The organism is Embleya sp. NPDC001921 (genome assembly GCF_053594475.1).
In genome coordinates this window covers 82,337-97,205 of sequence record NZ_JBSFEO010000036.1, presented here as the reverse complement: position 1 = coordinate 97,205, position 14,869 = coordinate 82,337, and the positions used below count along the sequence as shown (strand labels likewise).

Annotated in this window: 11 protein-coding genes; 6 read left to right on the top strand and 5 right to left on the bottom strand. The window is 69.6% G+C overall.

Going from position 1 to position 14,869, the window contains the following annotated elements:
* Positions 1–406: 406 nt before the first annotated feature.
* The 5 genes from ACWCPW_RS34750 to ACWCPW_RS34730 all read right to left on the bottom strand — a co-directional run bounded on the left by ACWCPW_RS34750 (position 407) and on the right by ACWCPW_RS34730 (position 5,632).
* A complete protein-coding gene (locus ACWCPW_RS34750; protein ID WP_449765585.1) occupies positions 407–1,039 on the bottom strand; it encodes a hypothetical protein in 633 nt (210 codons plus the stop codon).
* Positions 1,040–1,511: 472 nt separating this feature from the next.
* Positions 1,512–2,453, bottom strand: a complete 942-nt coding sequence (locus tag ACWCPW_RS34745) for a hypothetical protein (protein ID WP_449765556.1) — start codon at positions 2,451–2,453, stop codon at positions 1,512–1,514.
* 804 nt (positions 2,454–3,257) lie between these two features.
* The gene (locus tag ACWCPW_RS34740; RefSeq protein ID WP_449765555.1) at positions 3,258–4,322 is read right to left on the bottom strand and encodes a hypothetical protein; all 1,065 of its coding nucleotides are present in this window, start codon (positions 4,320–4,322) and stop codon (positions 3,258–3,260) included.
* 355 nt (positions 4,323–4,677) lie between these two features.
* On the bottom strand, positions 4,678–4,989 hold the full coding sequence (locus ACWCPW_RS34735; RefSeq protein WP_449765554.1) for a DUF1330 domain-containing protein: 312 nt from the start codon (positions 4,987–4,989) through the stop codon (positions 4,678–4,680).
* Positions 4,990–5,269: 280 nt separating this feature from the next.
* Positions 5,270–5,632: a nuclear transport factor 2 family protein gene (locus ACWCPW_RS34730; protein ID WP_449765553.1), complete on the bottom strand. Its 363-nt coding sequence runs from the start codon at positions 5,630–5,632 to the stop codon at positions 5,270–5,272.
* Positions 5,633–5,963: 331 nt separating this feature from the next.
* On the opposite strand from ACWCPW_RS34730, the gene ACWCPW_RS34725 reads away from it, so the two are divergent.
* The 6 genes from ACWCPW_RS34725 to ACWCPW_RS34700 all read left to right on the top strand — a co-directional run bounded on the left by ACWCPW_RS34725 (position 5,964) and on the right by ACWCPW_RS34700 (position 14,450).
* On the top strand, positions 5,964–6,644 hold the full coding sequence (locus ACWCPW_RS34725; RefSeq protein WP_449765552.1) for an HAD family hydrolase: 681 nt from the start codon (positions 5,964–5,966) through the stop codon (positions 6,642–6,644).
* A 251-nt stretch (positions 6,645–6,895) separates the two neighbouring features.
* Positions 6,896–7,501, top strand: coding sequence for a response regulator transcription factor (locus tag ACWCPW_RS34720; RefSeq protein WP_449765551.1), 606 nt, complete (start codon positions 6,896–6,898; stop codon positions 7,499–7,501).
* Between the two features lie 94 nt (positions 7,502–7,595).
* A complete protein-coding gene (locus tag ACWCPW_RS34715) occupies positions 7,596–9,662 on the top strand; it encodes a histidine kinase (RefSeq protein ID WP_449765550.1) in 2,067 nt (688 codons plus the stop codon).
* An 89-nt stretch (positions 9,663–9,751) separates the two neighbouring features.
* Positions 9,752–10,114, top strand: a complete 363-nt coding sequence (locus ACWCPW_RS34710) for a nuclear transport factor 2 family protein (protein ID WP_449765549.1) — start codon at positions 9,752–9,754, stop codon at positions 10,112–10,114.
* Positions 10,115–10,980: 866 nt separating this feature from the next.
* Positions 10,981–11,949, top strand: coding sequence for an EamA family transporter RarD (rarD, locus tag ACWCPW_RS34705; RefSeq protein WP_449765548.1), 969 nt, complete (start codon positions 10,981–10,983; stop codon positions 11,947–11,949).
* 35 nt (positions 11,950–11,984) lie between these two features.
* Positions 11,985–14,450, top strand: coding sequence for an ABC transporter permease (locus ACWCPW_RS34700; protein WP_449765547.1), 2,466 nt, complete (start codon positions 11,985–11,987; stop codon positions 14,448–14,450).
* Positions 14,451–14,869 lie beyond the last annotated feature (419 nt).

Genomic DNA, 14,869 nt, shown 5'->3' with positions numbered 1-14,869 from the left:
CCGACAATGAGTCAGAAGATCGGGCAAGCGCGCGACACTGTGTCCGTTGCCTCGCAGAACCGGGAAGCGGGGACAGGCTGTCGGACAACTGCCCACCGCGTGCTCGCGCGAACCCACCGGCACGCAGCGCGGCGCGGACCGGCGCCGCGCATCCCCACGACGCACCGTCGACGACGGCCATGGCAACGGGGTGCCCGCCCTTTGCGGTCCCGGAGAAAAGCGGCCTTCGTGGGCGGTCGGCCGGGTCCTGGAAGCTCAGGATGTCCGTGCGGTGACCAGGCCGGATTCGTGGGCGAGGACGACGAGTTGGGTGCGGTCGTGGGCGTGGGGCAAGCTGGTCGCCGCGCTACACCGCGAAGGCGCGGAGCCTGTGCGCGACGGCCGTCGAAGCATGGGGCCCGCCGTCCTACAACCTCGGCGATATGGCCGGCGCGGGCAGGTCGAGAACGCGGGCGAGGGCGGCTGTGACGGCAGCGCGCCGACCGGGCAGGTGCCCGGAGGCCCAATCGGTGGCAAGCGCGAGGAAGTCGGCCATATCGCGTTCCGCACCGGCGAGCAGGTGGCGGAGTTCCGCGACGGACAGCTCGATCACCGGACTGTCGCTCATCTCGGCGTCGACGGTGAGCCGAACGGTGTCGCCGAAGCGCTCCGCGACCGGTGACACGGGGTCGTGACCGAAACCGAGTAGAGCGTTGCCGTCGACAAGCCCGTGCCAGTCGCGCCAGTCCTCCAGCCCGTCGCAGCAACCGGGCAGGAAGGTGACACCCGCGGCGTCGTCGGTGACCCGCAGGCCGCCGGCCGCGAAGAGGTGGTCGAAGGTCAGCAGTCCGTGAAGGAACGAGCCGAGCGCATCGGCCGGACGAGCCGGGCGATCGCCGTCGGGGTCGATGTCGTTGCAACCCGCGATGCGCATCACGGCCGTTCCGACCTCGGCGGGTGAGAGCCCACCGCCGAGAGCCAGGAAGCCGAACGGCTCGATCTGGGCGACAGGCCACAGGTCGAAGCCGTCAGGGGTGTGGATCTCCAGGACCGGCTGCATCGTGATCACTCGGAGAAGTGTTCCGCCTCCCCGCTCGTATCGCCTCCCGATTACGCCGAGCACCCTCGCTTCCCGGACAAGGGAACCGGGGTCCCTTCGCAACTACCGGTCGTGGTCACATGGTCGACTCGGGAGGACGATCCCGGAACAGGATCGGCCCACGACCGGGGCTACGAGCCCGGTGACGTGTGCCCCCGTCGCGCGGACGGGGACCAGTGCTCGGCCTCGCTCCGGAACGCCGTTGCCGGATCGGCGAGTCGGCGGTTTGGCCACCGGTCGAAGACATCGGGGCGGCCGTCGTCCGGGACGCCGGTCGCGCCGAGAATTCGACGGCGTGGTCGGCGTAGTCCGCGTTGACGCAGTACCGGGCGGCAACGGTGCGCCGGGCGGAAGCCGGGCGGAAACCGTGCGGAAACCGTGCGGAAACCGTGCGGAAACCGTGACGAACTCGCCGTAAATGGCCAACGAAGGGTCAGGTCCTGTCCTGACGGGGAGGCCCGGGCGGCGGAAACGACGGGGGCGGCGGCACCTGCGTCCAGGGCGCCGGGTCGACCGGACGCGGCGGCGGATAGAACGGAGGCGGAGCCTGAGCCCAGGGTGAAACATCGTCCGAGTGGGCGCCCCACACGAATCGACCGGGCTCGGAGGCCGGTCGACGCGGGGGCGGACCGCTCTTGAGGCCGACCCGATGTACGCGGGCGACGAAGCGGTATTCGAAGATCGAGCAGCCGATGACCGCCAGACACCCCGTCACCGACAAGCCGATCGACAACGGGCTGTGGTCGCCGCCGGTCGGAGCGGACAATTCGTATCCCGTCGAGGCGATCGCGAACCCCGGCGCGAGCAGGGCGGGCAGCAGCGGATGCCCGTCGTTGGCGTTGAACATGTTCTTGTACGCGAAGAACGCGGCCCCCAGGGCGAACAGGACGCCCCAGAGCGGAAGAACCAACCCGCCGACGAAGAGCGGAACGGCGATGAACCACGAAGTGCCGCCGCCCCCGCCGAGCCCGCCGAACGGGTCGCCGGCGTACAGGAAGTACCAGACGATCACGCCGAGCACCGCGAGCGGCAGGCCCGAGCCGGCGGCCAGGCGTTTACAGGTCCCCATGCGGTCGCCCGACGACGCGGCAACGAGGAACACCGTCACGACCACCCAGATGGGAACCGCGAACAGCAAGCCGTTCGCGATCTTCAACAGGGCGGCGTCCAGGTCGAGCTCGAAATGCCCCTCCCGGAACCAGACCGTCAGCGACACGAGCAGCCCGATCACCGCGCGCACGTACTGAAGGGCGGCTATCTCCCGGTCGGGCTCGGTGCGTGGACTGAACAACCACCGGGCCGCCATCAGCGGCCATCCGACGAACAGCACGCAACCGGCACCCGCGCCGCCCTCAATCGCGCGACTCGTACTCACTTCGAACCCCCCGTGTGACTCGCAAACGTCAGTGATCGTCCCACGCGAGGGACCGCCGCCCGACGGCGAGTCGAGGTGTAGTCGACGGCCGGTACGCGGGCGGGCGATTCGGTGTTCACCGCGTGCAGTCGGTCCCGGGTCACGGGGGTGAGCGGGAGCGTCGCCCCGCGCCTGAGCGCGGGGCCCGGGCGCGGACGGCTCGGTGCGGCGTCCATGAAGTCGGCGCGCGGGATCACCAGGATCCGCAGCCGTCGCCGTGGCGATATCGCCCTCGCCGTCGGCCTGCGCGTCCGGCGGGCGACCCGCGAGGTTGGGGAGTCGCCGAGTCACCGAAGGCGTCCATGCGCACGGCCGGTCCTGTCGTGTCCTCGTACCGCTTCGGTTGCCCGGCCCGGCGATAGGGTTCCCCGGGTCGCGGATTCCGCGGCTCTCGTCCCAGGCGCCGCGAGCCCCGCTCCCGAGTGGGTCGCCCGGCGCCGAAGAGATGGGCATTGAGGATTACTTGGGTGGTAGAGCCATAGGAGGCTTGCGCTTGGTCCCTTTCCATCGGTTTCACCCAGAACCAGTCGAGTTCCATCTCCGGGTGCAACCGGAACCAGTGCACCAAGGAGAGGGCGACCCTCTTCATCTCACGCGGATCCCCGGTGGTGAGCATGAGAGCGACGTATCGGCCCGTCGCACGGTGGATCTCGGACTGAGCGAGCCGCCCGGTCTCGACAACGGTGGGGGCCGCGATCAGATCGGTGACGAACTTTTCGCCGGGGACGACGCCGGGCACGATCTCGGTCCCGGTCGTGTTCACGGTCAGCGTCGGGGGATTCGCAGGAGGTCGCCGGAGGTGGCGTCCTGGACGAACGCGCTCACCTGGGTGCCGGTGAGCCCGCGGGGCGTGAAGCCGTCGAAGTAGGTCAGCGGGACGTGGACGGACAGCATGGCCGCCGCTACCAGTACCCGATAGCGCACAGCCGGCCGTACCGCCCCGGCGGCCTCCACGCCCAGCCACCACCACACCACCACGGCCGAGTTCGCCATGAGCAGGAACGCCCATCTGTGCACGTCCCAGCCTGCGAACGCAGCCGCCACCGGTGCGGTGGCGGCGCCGATCGCCGCCAGTCGGTGGAGGCCGGCGACCACGATCGGGGAGAACGCGATCGCCAACGCGGCGGCGAGCAGCAGCCCCGACGGGGCCAGGAAGGAGAGCACGTCCAACGGCGCGTACATCCGCATGCTCTGCGCGTGGGAGCGGTCGAAGATCTCCAGTACGTCCGAGCGGGCCGGGAAATCCGCGCCGCTCATCCGCAAGGTCAGCCGCCGAGTGGCCCCGTTCGTCGTCGGCGGCAGGGTCAGGACCAGAGCACCCACGAGGACCGAGGGCACGACCGCCGCCACGGCCTGCCGGAGCGGCAGCGCTCGCAGCACGATCAGCGTGAACAGCGGCACCACGGTCAGCAGTGCGATCTCGTGCACACACACGGAGATCGCGATCACCGCGGCGGCTGTGACCCAACGTCCGCGCGCCACCAGCCACCACGCGCCGAACAAGGCCAGGAACAAGACTTGTTCGAAGTAGCCGACCTCGTGGAAGAGGTAGCCGCCGGTGGGCAACACGAACCAGGCGGCGACCAGGGCCCGGCGTGCCGGCACCCGGGTGCGGACCGCCGCCACCACCAGTACCGCGACCAGGGTTGCCAGCACCGCGTAGGAGGCGGCGGCGAACACGCCGTAGGCGTATCCCGACCACTCGGCGAGCGGGCGCAGGACCGTCCCCACCACGAATCGCCGATGGAACCCGTCCTGCCACGAGATGGATTGCAACGTGGCGGTCCACGCGCTCGGCGGCCGGAACCCGACGTACGCGGCGAGTGCCACGCACGCCACCAACAATCCGCTGTGGCGGGCGGCGGGCGACGGCCTCCACCGGCGCCTGCACCGGGGTCTCCCAGGCGTGGCTTCGGGATCGGGTGGCGTCCCCGCCACAGCGAATCCAACTGGTTTACAGAGTGTTTTTGGCATTGCCGCCCTCACCGTCGGCCGTCACGAACACGGGTGATGGAAAGTGAATGGGCGAATGGTTGCAAAAACGGAAAGAGCGCTCTCGTCCGTGAACGCACGATCCTCACCGTCTCGCCCCCACTTGGCGATCCCGGCCGCCGATCGTGACGCGTCCGGCCGGGATCGGGTGTGGCATGCAACGACCGGATCGCTAGGGCTTGGTGACGCACGATCAGGAACCGGGGCGGTAGCCGTCCGGTACCCCCTCCACGAACACGACACTGCCGTCGATGTGGTTGGTGCGGTACGGGAGGATCGCCTGATAGGCATCCGATCCGTACCACGCGTGCGCGTCGTCCATGGAACGAAATTCGAGGACGACGATGTAGTCGGGCCCCGTACCCTCGACGACTTCCTGCTTGCCGCCGTGGACTATGAACCGGGCTTCGAACGGATCCATCGTCGCCTGGATCCGCTCGATGTACTCCTGGATCTCGGGGTCCTGATTGCGAACGTTGAGCTGGGCGATCGCGTAAACCGACATGATGTCTCCTGATCAGGTGCTCTTGGGGGGTTATTCGTCTGCACGGGCCTGGTTCGACACAAAGGACGCGACGCACCCCGCGCTGTGGGCGAATCAATGCTCGATCGGCGATCCGCTTCGTCCCGCAGATTCGCCGGCAGTCGTGGTGGCGATCCGGGGAACGAGTGCCGTACGCGTGCGTCGAGCGGGCGAGGCAACCGGGCGGGGCCGTTCCGGCAAGGCGCGTCAGAGCAGGCGGTGGCGTGTAACGGAATGCGGGCGACCGGGTGTTGCCTCGTGTTCAGGCCGGGACCTTGTCCAGGAAGCCGCTCACGTGCTTGATCCGGGAGTCGGAATCGAGAGCCGCGACGTCGAAACCGACGACCGGCGGCTCGACGCCTGCGGGGCCCAGTCCCCACGTGAAGCGGACGATGTCGTGGTGCGCGTCGGGCACACCGAGAAGCCCGAAGATGAAGCCGGGGAACTGGACTTGCACACCGGTGATGAGCGCGTCGAATTGTTCGTGGCCCACGACCGACGCGAGCGGGTCGATGTACACGATGTCGGTGGCGAGGATCTCGTGGATCGCGGCCCGGCGGATCAACGCGTCGGTCTCGTTCCACAGGGCGAGATAGCGCTTGACGGTCTGATCGATGTCGCGCATGGCGTCTCCCGAGTCGGGGGGGTGGCTGGTGACACCGCCCAGTCTTCCGGCGACCGGAATCCCGCGGCAGTACGGCCGATCACGACCTCGGGGTGAAAAATTCATGCCCCTCGGTGCGGCGCAGCGGGCCGGCGCGACCGCCCTGGCCGGATCGACCGCGTCTACCCCACCGCGACGGGCCCGGCCGGCCGTGGCGACCGTGGGTTCTCGATCCGGAGGACCGGGACGGAACGCCGGTGCCGACACGCGACCGGGAGATCCCGGCGTCGTCGAGGACCGCCGCCCTCCCCGATCCGGCGGGCTCGTTGACAGACCGACCGAGGGGCGCTCTATGCTCGCACGGCTCACCGGCATCGGTCGCGGCGTCGGCCCCTACGTGAACGACGAGGATGCCCGAGGCGTGGATTCCCCTGTGGTGTTGTTCGATATCGGCAATGTGCTCTTCTGTGACCCGTGGGAGACGCTGCTGCTCACGGCGGAGCACGGGTTGGCCGATCGGTACGGGCTCGATCGCGGGCGCGTGGCCGAGATAGGTACCGCACTGTGGCGGCGCTATAGCCTCACCGAAACCACGGAAAAGCGCTATTGGGAGGATCTCGCCCGGGCGCTGGGCGTCCGGGTGCACGCCGACGATGTCGCGGCGCTGGAGAGCGCATTGTTTCGCCCCAATCCGCATGCCCGGCAACTCCTCGACAGTGCGCGGGACTCCGGATATCGCATCGGTATCGCCTCGAACAACACGACGTTCTGGTTCGCCAAGCAGTGGTCCGCGCTCGGCCTGGATCGGTACGTGGACCCGAAGTTCGTTTTCGTCTCCCATCACTGGGGGGTCGAGAAGAGCAGCCCGGGGCGCGGGTTGTTGGAGATCGCCGCCGAGACCGTCACCCCCGGCCGCAGTCTGCTGATCGACGACCGGCCCGACAATCTGACCCGCGCAGGACAGCTCGGATTCCGCTGGTGCGAATACTCGATGACGCCGGGCTCCCCGCTTCCGATACTTCCGGCTCTCTGAACGAACCGCGTGCCCCGCCCCACGCGGACGGCCTCGGCGCTACCTCGCGGCAAACCGCTACTCGATGCGTCCAGGATCGGCCGGGAGCCGGTTGCGCCGAGCGCCTTCCGGGCCGGGGTGGAGGGCCTCTCGCCGATCCACCCTGGATCGGGCGCATCCGCCCCTGGCGACGCCCTGCCGGCGGAAAGACCTCCGCGTACTGATTCAATCAGCGGGCCGACATGTGCGGGATCGATGGATCGAGGGGCACTGTGCTGCGCGTCTTGCTGGCCGAGGACATGCATATGGTCCGCGGCGCCCTCATCCGGCTGCTCGCGGAGGAGACCGACATCGAGGTGGTCGCCGAAGTGGCGACGGGGCACGCGGTGTTGGCCGCCGCGCTCGAGCATCGACCCGACGTCGCCGTCCTGGATTTCGATCTGCCCGGCATGGACGGCCTGATGGCCGCCGGCGAGGTGATGGCTCGGCTACCCGAATGTCGAGTCATGATCCTCACCGGGATCAGCAGGCCCGGAGTCCTGCGCCGGGCCATCGCGGACGGGATCGCCGGATTCGTCCTGAAGGATTCGCCGCCCGAGCGTCTGGCCGAGTCGATCCGCCGCGTCGCCGCCGGGGAACGGGTCGTCGATCCCGCGCTCGCGGCCGCCACGTTGAACCTGCCGCCGTGCCCGTTGACCGTACGCGAGGTCGACGTCCTGCGTCTGCTCGCCGAGGGCGCGGAAGCACGCGAGATCGCCGGCCGGTTGCACCTGTCCGCGGGCACCGTACGCAACTATGTGACCGCGGTGCTGATGAAGCTCGACGCCCGCAACAGAGTGGATGCGATACGCATCGCGCGCGAGGCCGACTGGATCTGACGACTCCTCACAAAGGGCCGCGCGGACCTCACCGGCGCGGGCCGTCAACCGCTGAGAGGCCGGCCCCGGCAATCCGGCACATCAGGGAGTCCTTGTGCGCACGCGACACCATCGGATGACCGCGACGCCGCGAACCGCCGAGTTCCTCGTCCTGGCGAATCTTGCCGCTCTGTGGGCGCTCAGTCTGTTCGGGAATCTCCTGAGCGGTCCTTTCCCGGGCATGGACAGGTCATCCGCGTCGTTCTTGTTCTGGATCTCCGCGATGTCCCTCGCTCCCGCCCTCCAGATCCTGATATCCCTGCCCCGTTTCGCCCACGTCCGCGCCCGATACGGCGGCCGGCTGCTCGTGCTCGACCTGCTGATCGTGTACGCCCCCGTGGTGACGCCGCTCCACCTGCAGGCGAGCGTGGGATTCCCGCTGGCGAGTACGCTCATCCTGATCGGCGGACGTCTGCGTTGGCTGTTGGTGGCCGCCCAACTGGGGCTTGTCGCCGGGGTGAACTGGTGCTTCCCACCCGCCACCGGCTTGGGACACCCCGGCGCCGAGGTGGTCACCTGGGCCGTCGTCGGAGTCGCGATGGGCGTGGAGGTCTACGCGATCACCCGGTTCGGCCAAGTACTGACTCTGCTCCATGAGACCCGACAGCAGGCGGCGACGACCGCGCTCGCCGTCGAACGGCTGCGGGCGGGCCGCGACATTCACGACGTCCTGGGGCTCAGCATGACCGCGATCGTCCTGCGGCTCGAACTCGCCCGGCGCGCGGTCGTCGACGGTCGATGCCCGACGGAACACATCGACGCGGTGTGGGCGCAGACCAACCGTGCCTTGGCCGATGTGCGTGCGGTCACGGCCGGGGAACGCCTGACGACGCTCGGGGCGGAGATAGAGGCCACCCGCTCGGTGCTCGCGTGGGCCGGTGTCGACGCGGTGTTCACGGTGGGATGCGGCACGCTGCCGCCGGACACGGACGCCGCCCTGGCCCTGGTGCTGCGCGAGGCGATCACCAACGTACTGCGGCACAGCACCGCCACCCGCTGCGAGGTGACCGCCACGCGCCCGCGCGCCGAGGTCGTCCTGACGATCGACAACGACGGTGTCGGGCACGGCCCACCCGATGACCGGTCGGGCGGCGAACACCTCGCACCTTGGCAAGTATCCGGGGCCCGGGTGGACGCGGTCCCCGTTGCTTCCGTCGAGAGCACGAGCGGCTCGTCGGACGCAAAGTCGAAAGGATCGGGGCTCACAGGTCTGCAGGCACGGCTCGCCGCCGTCGGCGGCACCGTTCGCATGGAGCGCAACGGGAGCCTGTTCCGCGTGTCGGCCCGGGTGCCACCGACACGAGGGAGCCGGCTCGGCGGATATGCCACACACGGTACCGTCTGGCTCGGTGCCGTTCTGGCGGTGTTCGTGACGACGCTGTGTATTCGGCCGGCGTTCTGGTCGTTGATCCCCTCCGCCGCGGTGGGCCGGCAGATACTGCTGACGTGCGCGGCTCATGTGGTCTTGTTTCATCTGTGCCGCCCCCGACCGAACGGGGCGCGCCCCGGCCTGATGAGGTCCGCGCTCGTGGTGCAGACGCTGCTGGCGTGCGTTCCCGTACTCCTGGGCTGGCAGTGGTACTTCCCGGCCTTTCATCCTCTGGCCACGTCGGTCCTCTTCCTGTTTCGCCGTCCGTTCGCGGTCGTGATCTTCGCGGTCTGCGCCGTCGTCGACACGGCCGTCCTGTTCGGCGTCGTCACCGTCGAGGGGGTGTTCTGGGAGGCATTCCGAGCGGATCAGTTCGTCGGCTGGTTCTGCTCCGATCTGTTGCAGGGTCTGTACGTCCAGTTCCTGCTTCTCATACTGTTCGTGCTCGCCGAGCTCCGAAACGAACTGGGGGCCTCTCGCGCACAGTTGGCTCGCGCCACCGTCATGGCCGAACGGCTGCGTTTCGGTCGGGATCTGCGCGACCGGCTCGGCTCCGAACTGTTCGCCGTGGCCCGATCGACCGCTCGCGCCCGCGAGGGTGCCGCGATCGGGTCGGAAGCGGCGGCGGCCCACCTGGCCGAGGCGATCGAGGCGGCCCGTCGCGGAGCGGACGACGTACGCGCGGCGGCACGTGGTGTGTCGGCGTCCCACCATCGCGATGAGGGACGTGAATATTTCACCTCGAGGTCATGATCATCCACACTGCCGCAGGGTTCCGGTGACGAGAAGACTGGGCGACGTCACCAACCACCACCCCTACGGAGAACAAAGGTATGGACACCATGAGCGAGATCCACCGGTCCGTCGAGCGCTACCTCGCCGTATGGAACGAGACCGACCCGTCGATCCGCCGTGCCGCGATCGAGCAGGTCTTCGCCGCGGACATCGTGTACGTGGACCCGCTCGCCTCGATCGCGGGCCACGACCAACTCGACGCGCTCGTCGCCGGCGTGCAGGACCGGTTCCCCGGTTTCACCTTCCGCCTCCTCGGCACTCCCGACGCGCACCACGACATCGTCCGCTTCACGTGGGAGTTGGGCCCCGCCGGCGTCGACGCGCCGGTCATCGGCTTCGACGTCGCGGTCCTCGACGGCGACAACCGCTTCAAGAGTGTGAGCGGCTTCCTGGACAAGGTCCCGGCCTGACCCCGTCGCGCCGACAACGCCCTCCCTTCGGCGAAGGGCACCGGCCGCGGCGCGGACTCCTCGCACACGGGATCCCATCGACCACGCGACTCGGTGCTCACATCCGCCCGGAAGCATCCGTCGACGGCCCCGTCATGCGCGTGGGCGTCGCTCCAAGGAACGTGCGCAGATCACGCCGGGAGGAAACCGTGTGGACCTGGTTGACGATCGCAACAGTGGCGTATGCGACGTTCCTCGCGTGCGTGGTCGTGGTCCTGCGAGCTGCCAAGTCCCGTTCGCGGGCCGAACGTGCGGTGGATGCACGGGAATTGCCTGCTCGGGCGTCCGTCCCCGACGCGCCGCGGGATTCGGGCCAAGCCGGCGAAGCGGTGCGCATGCGCCCCATGGCGAACGAATGGCCGGAGTCGACGCGGCGCACGTGACCGCTGGATACGCCCGGTGTGCTGTGACAGCAGTCGGGCCGTCTGCGAAAGCCTCGCCCCCTTGACGGATCCGAACGACGAGAGATCCGCGACAGCTCTTCCCATGGGGTCGCGCAATCGGTTCACCACCTCGGCCGGCTCGGAGGAACACGCCCTCTCCGGGCCGGCCGAGGTGACCCGGCTCGCGGTTTCGACCGGCACGGTCGATATCTCCCGGACGACGTCGATTCACCTGCACGGCGGGATCGGCTTGCCTTCGCAGGCAACGAAGACGACGCCGCGAGAGCACCTGCGGTCAGGGAAACACCTTCGTCGTGCGGCGATGGTCAGGACTCGGAAATCGTGCGGACCAGGAGGCGAGGGCATGCCCGATTGCCGAAGAGCATGCGAAACGCCACGGGCGCGGCGAACCGCTCCCGCCGGACACCGCACTTTCGAGTGGCGATGAGCGAAAGCCGGAGGGGCTACCGGCAAGGGATCGCCGCCTACACGATGTGGGGGCTCTTCCCGCTGTACTGGCCGCTCCTCGAACCCGCCGGCGCGGTGGAGATACTCGCCCACCGCGTGGTGTGGTCGCTCGTGTTCGTGACGGTGCTGCTCGCGGTGTCGCGGCAGGGTCGATGGTTTCGGGAACTGCTGTGCGAACCGGTGAAGTTGCTGAAGATCACCGCCGCGACGCTGGCGATCAGCGTGAACTGGGCCGTCTACATCCACGCCGTCAACAACGACCAGGTCGTCGAGGCCTCACTCGGGTACTTCATCAACCCTCTGCTGCTGATCGCGGCGGGCGTCGTCGTGCTGAACGAACGGCTGCGCCTGGTCCAGTGGATCGCCGTGGGGCTCGCCCTGATCGCCGTCCCGGTGTTGGTCGTCGAGCACGGACGGCCGCCGTGGATCGCGCTGACTCTTGCCGCCACGTTCGCGTTCTACAGCTACGTCAAGAAGGCGGTACCACTCCCGGCGACACAGTCGTTCGCGATCGAGACCGCTCTCATGCTCCTGCCGTCAGCCGGGTTCCTGGCGTGGTTGGCTTGGCGGAAGGAAAGCACTTTCACCGTCCACGACCCGGGCCACGTGCTGCTGTTCGTCGCGGGCGGCGTGGTCACGGCCATGCCACTGCTGTGCTTCGCGGCGGCCGCCACACGGCTGCCGATGTCGACTGTCGGGATGCTCCAGTACATCGAGCCCGTCATCCAGTTCCTCCTCGGCGTCCTGCTGTTCCACGAGCCGATGTCGGGCGGGCGCTGGGCCGGGTTCGCCATGGTGTGGACCGCCTTGACGCTGTTGGTGTGGGACGCGGCGAGACGACGGAAATCCCGGCCGGCCACGTCTGTGGCCCAAGCGCCCACCTTGTTCGGTGACGGAACCCCGGGGGTGCGACAACGGGATGACCGACACCCGGCTCGCTCGTGAGTTTCGTGTACGACAGTCGTTCGGGAAGCGGGAACATGTTCAAGATCGCTATCGCGGGGTTGCGCGCTCGATGGGCCACCTTCATGGGGGCCTTCACCGCCCTCGCGCTCGGGGTGGGCGTGATCACGCTCATGGCGATGACCCTCGCGTCCACGTTCGGTACCCCCTTTCCCGGCCCGCAACGATTCGCCGCGGCACCCGTCGTCGTCACGCCGACGCTCGAAATCCCCGGCCAGGACGACCGCCCGCTGACGAGACCGGGCGGCCTGTCGCACGAAGTGGTCGGCCGGCTGGCCGCGACGGGCCGTACGGTCGTCGACCGCAGCTTCGCCGTCGCCCTCGTGGACGGACCGACGGGCAAGGGGCACGGCTGGTCGTCGGCGGCCCTCGCGCCCCATCGGCTGGTCGCCGGCCGTGCGCCGATGGCCGATCACGAGGTCGTGGTCGGCGGAGCGAGAGAGTTGCTGAACCGCCGGGTTCGGCCGGCCGGGGTCGACGGGCAGGAGACGTACACCGTTGTCGGAGTGACCGCTCACCGATGGTTCGAACAGCCGGTGTTCTTCACCGATGCCGAGGCCGCGCGGCTGTCCCCACGGGTGGATGCCGTCGTCGCATACGCGGACGCGGGAGTCGTCCGCCGAGCCGTCGCGGGGCTACCCCGCGTCGAGGTACTGACCGGCGCGGAACGGGTCCGTGCCGAACCCGACCCCACCGGCGGGCGCGACGCGCTCACCGCCGTCCGCGGCATGGCCGCGACGTCCACCGCCGCGGTGGTCTCGGTCACCCTGTTCGTCGTCGTCGGCACGTTCTCCTTCGTCGCCGGACGTCGTCGCCGCGAACTGGCCCTGTTGCGCGCGATCGGTGTGGAGGCGGGTCAACTGCGCCGGATGCTCCTGGCCGAGGCCGCCCTGATCGGCGCGGCGGCCTCACTCGTGGGATGCCTCCTGGGGGCGCTCGTGGCCGCGCCGGTCGACGACTGGCTGATCGACCAGGGCGCGGTACCCGAGTGGTTCCGCATCGAACTCGCCCCGCTGCCCCTACTCGTGGCATGGCTGACCGGGATCGCGGCGGCCGTCACGGGCGTCGCGGCGGTCGCGGTCCGCGTTGCCCGAGTCCGTCCCATCGAAGCGTTGCGCGAGGCCGTCGTCGAGACCGGTGCCATGACGACGTCCCGGTGGCTGATCGGACTGGGCCTGGCCGTGGCGGGTGTCGGCGCGGCGTCGGTGATCACCGCCGACAGTCCGTTGGACGCCGCGAACCTGCGCAAGTTCGTCAGCGTCCCGTTTGCCTTCGTCGGAGCGTTCGCGCTGCTGGCGCCGGTGCTCCTGGCGCCGCTGGCCCGGCTGGTCACCCTGCCGTTCGCCCGCATACCCCGGAGCGGTCTCGGCCCCACCCTGGTCCGCCGCAATGCCGCTGGGGCCGGTCGGCGCACGGCCTCCACCGTAGCCCCCGTGGTCGTCGCGATAGGGCTCGCCGCCGCGGCGCTGTCCGCGCAGGCGACCGTGGGTCAGGCCAAGGACAGGGAGGCTCGGCAGCGTTCGACCGCCGACTTCGTGGTCCGGCCCGCCGGAACGGGCGAAATCGGGGCGCGGACCGTGGCCGCGATCCGCGCGCTGCCCGGTGTGGATGTCGCCACCTTCGTGCCCACCCGCATCTACGTGGCCGATCACACCGGTCGCATCGTCGACACGCTCGCCGCCCGGGCCGTGGAACCATCCGAACTGTCGGCCGTTCGACGACTCCCGCTGGTCGATGGTTCGCTTCCCCGACAAGACGCCTCGGACTACGTCGTCGTCGACGAGAAGACGGCCCGCAGCGCCGAAATCGCCGTCGGGGACGAGTTGTCCGGGTGGCTGCCCGACGGCGCACGGGTCCCGCTGCGCGTGTCCGCCGTGGTCCGTACGGCGTTGGCCGGTGAGACCACGTTCATCTCCGGGCGCCACGCCGCGGGCGGGTTGCCGGACCGCGTCGACGTGCGTGTGCGGCAGGGGGCCGACGCCGTGTCCGTGGGCGCGGCGCTGCGCGCGGCGGTCACTCCGGGGGCTGCCGAAGTCGTGTCCGCGGCCGAGGACCGCGCGCGGATGCGTGCCGAAGAGCGACGCGAGAGCCGGCTGGCCACGTACACGATCGTGGGGATCGCGTTCGTCTACTCGTGCCTGGCCATTGCGAACATGCTGATGATGAGCGCGACCACCCGCCGCAAGGAACTCGCCTCGTTGCGGCTCGTGGGAGCGTCCCGCCGCCAGATCCTGGGCTATGTCGCCGCGGAGACGGCGCTGGTCGTCCTGCTGGGCGCGATCGGTGCGGCGCTCGCCACGGCATCCGTTTCGGCCGCGCAGTGGTTCGCGCTGGAGGGCGCGATCGGCGGGGTCACCGTGGTGCTGCCGTGGGCTCCGGTCCTGGTTGTCACGGCGGTCTGCACCGCAGTCGCATGGGGTGCGTCGCTGCTGGCCGGCCATCGCGCGTTGCACGGGGTGCGCCTCACATCGAGCGTCGACTGAGCGTCTTCCTCCCGGCAACGGAACGACCTCGATCCTGCACCGGGTGGGAAACGGCGGGTCGCGGGCCAAGCGTCGGCGGGTTGCGGGTGAGGACCACGCCGGGGTCGGCCGCCCGGCTGGAGCGGTCCCCGCCGACTGGCGCGGTCCGATCGCCACGATGGCCGTCGTCTCGTCGGTCCGCCTTGGAGCGGGGCTCGCAGCAGCCTGCCCGCCCCGCCGGCGCGGGCGAGCGCACCCCGCCGAAGAGCCGGAAAGTCCGCCGAATCGCGGCGGCAGTTGTGCGGGCGAGGGCGACCCCGGTGCAGCTCGTTCATGTTCGCGAGCGCGATGACGGTTCGGACTTCGCGCTCGGGCACACGCTGCGGCCACCGAACGATCCGACCCGATGCGGTCCTCGTCCTCGCGCCGAGTGGCTCGGA

Excerpts from the sequence above, each read along its gene's own strand:
- rarD (WP_449765548.1), top strand. The coding sequence starts at position 10,981 with ATGAGCGAAAGCCGGAGGGGCTACCGGCAAGGGATCGCCGCCTACACG.
- ACWCPW_RS34710 (WP_449765549.1), top strand. The coding sequence starts at position 9,752 with ATGAGCGAGATCCACCGGTCCGTCGAGCGCTACCTCGCCGTATGGAAC.
- ACWCPW_RS34730 (WP_449765553.1), bottom strand. The coding sequence starts at position 5,632 with ATGCGCGACATCGATCAGACCGTCAAGCGCTATCTCGCCCTGTGGAAC.
- ACWCPW_RS34735 (WP_449765554.1), bottom strand. The coding sequence starts at position 4,989 with ATGTCGGTTTACGCGATCGCCCAGCTCAACGTTCGCAATCAGGACCCC.
- ACWCPW_RS34750 (WP_449765585.1), bottom strand. The coding sequence starts at position 1,039 with ATGCAGCCGGTCCTGGAGATCCACACCCCTGACGGCTTCGACCTGTGG.
- ACWCPW_RS34725 (WP_449765552.1), top strand. The coding sequence starts at position 5,964 with ATGCTCGCACGGCTCACCGGCATCGGTCGCGGCGTCGGCCCCTACGTG.
- ACWCPW_RS34700 (WP_449765547.1), top strand. The coding sequence starts at position 11,985 with ATGTTCAAGATCGCTATCGCGGGGTTGCGCGCTCGATGGGCCACCTTC.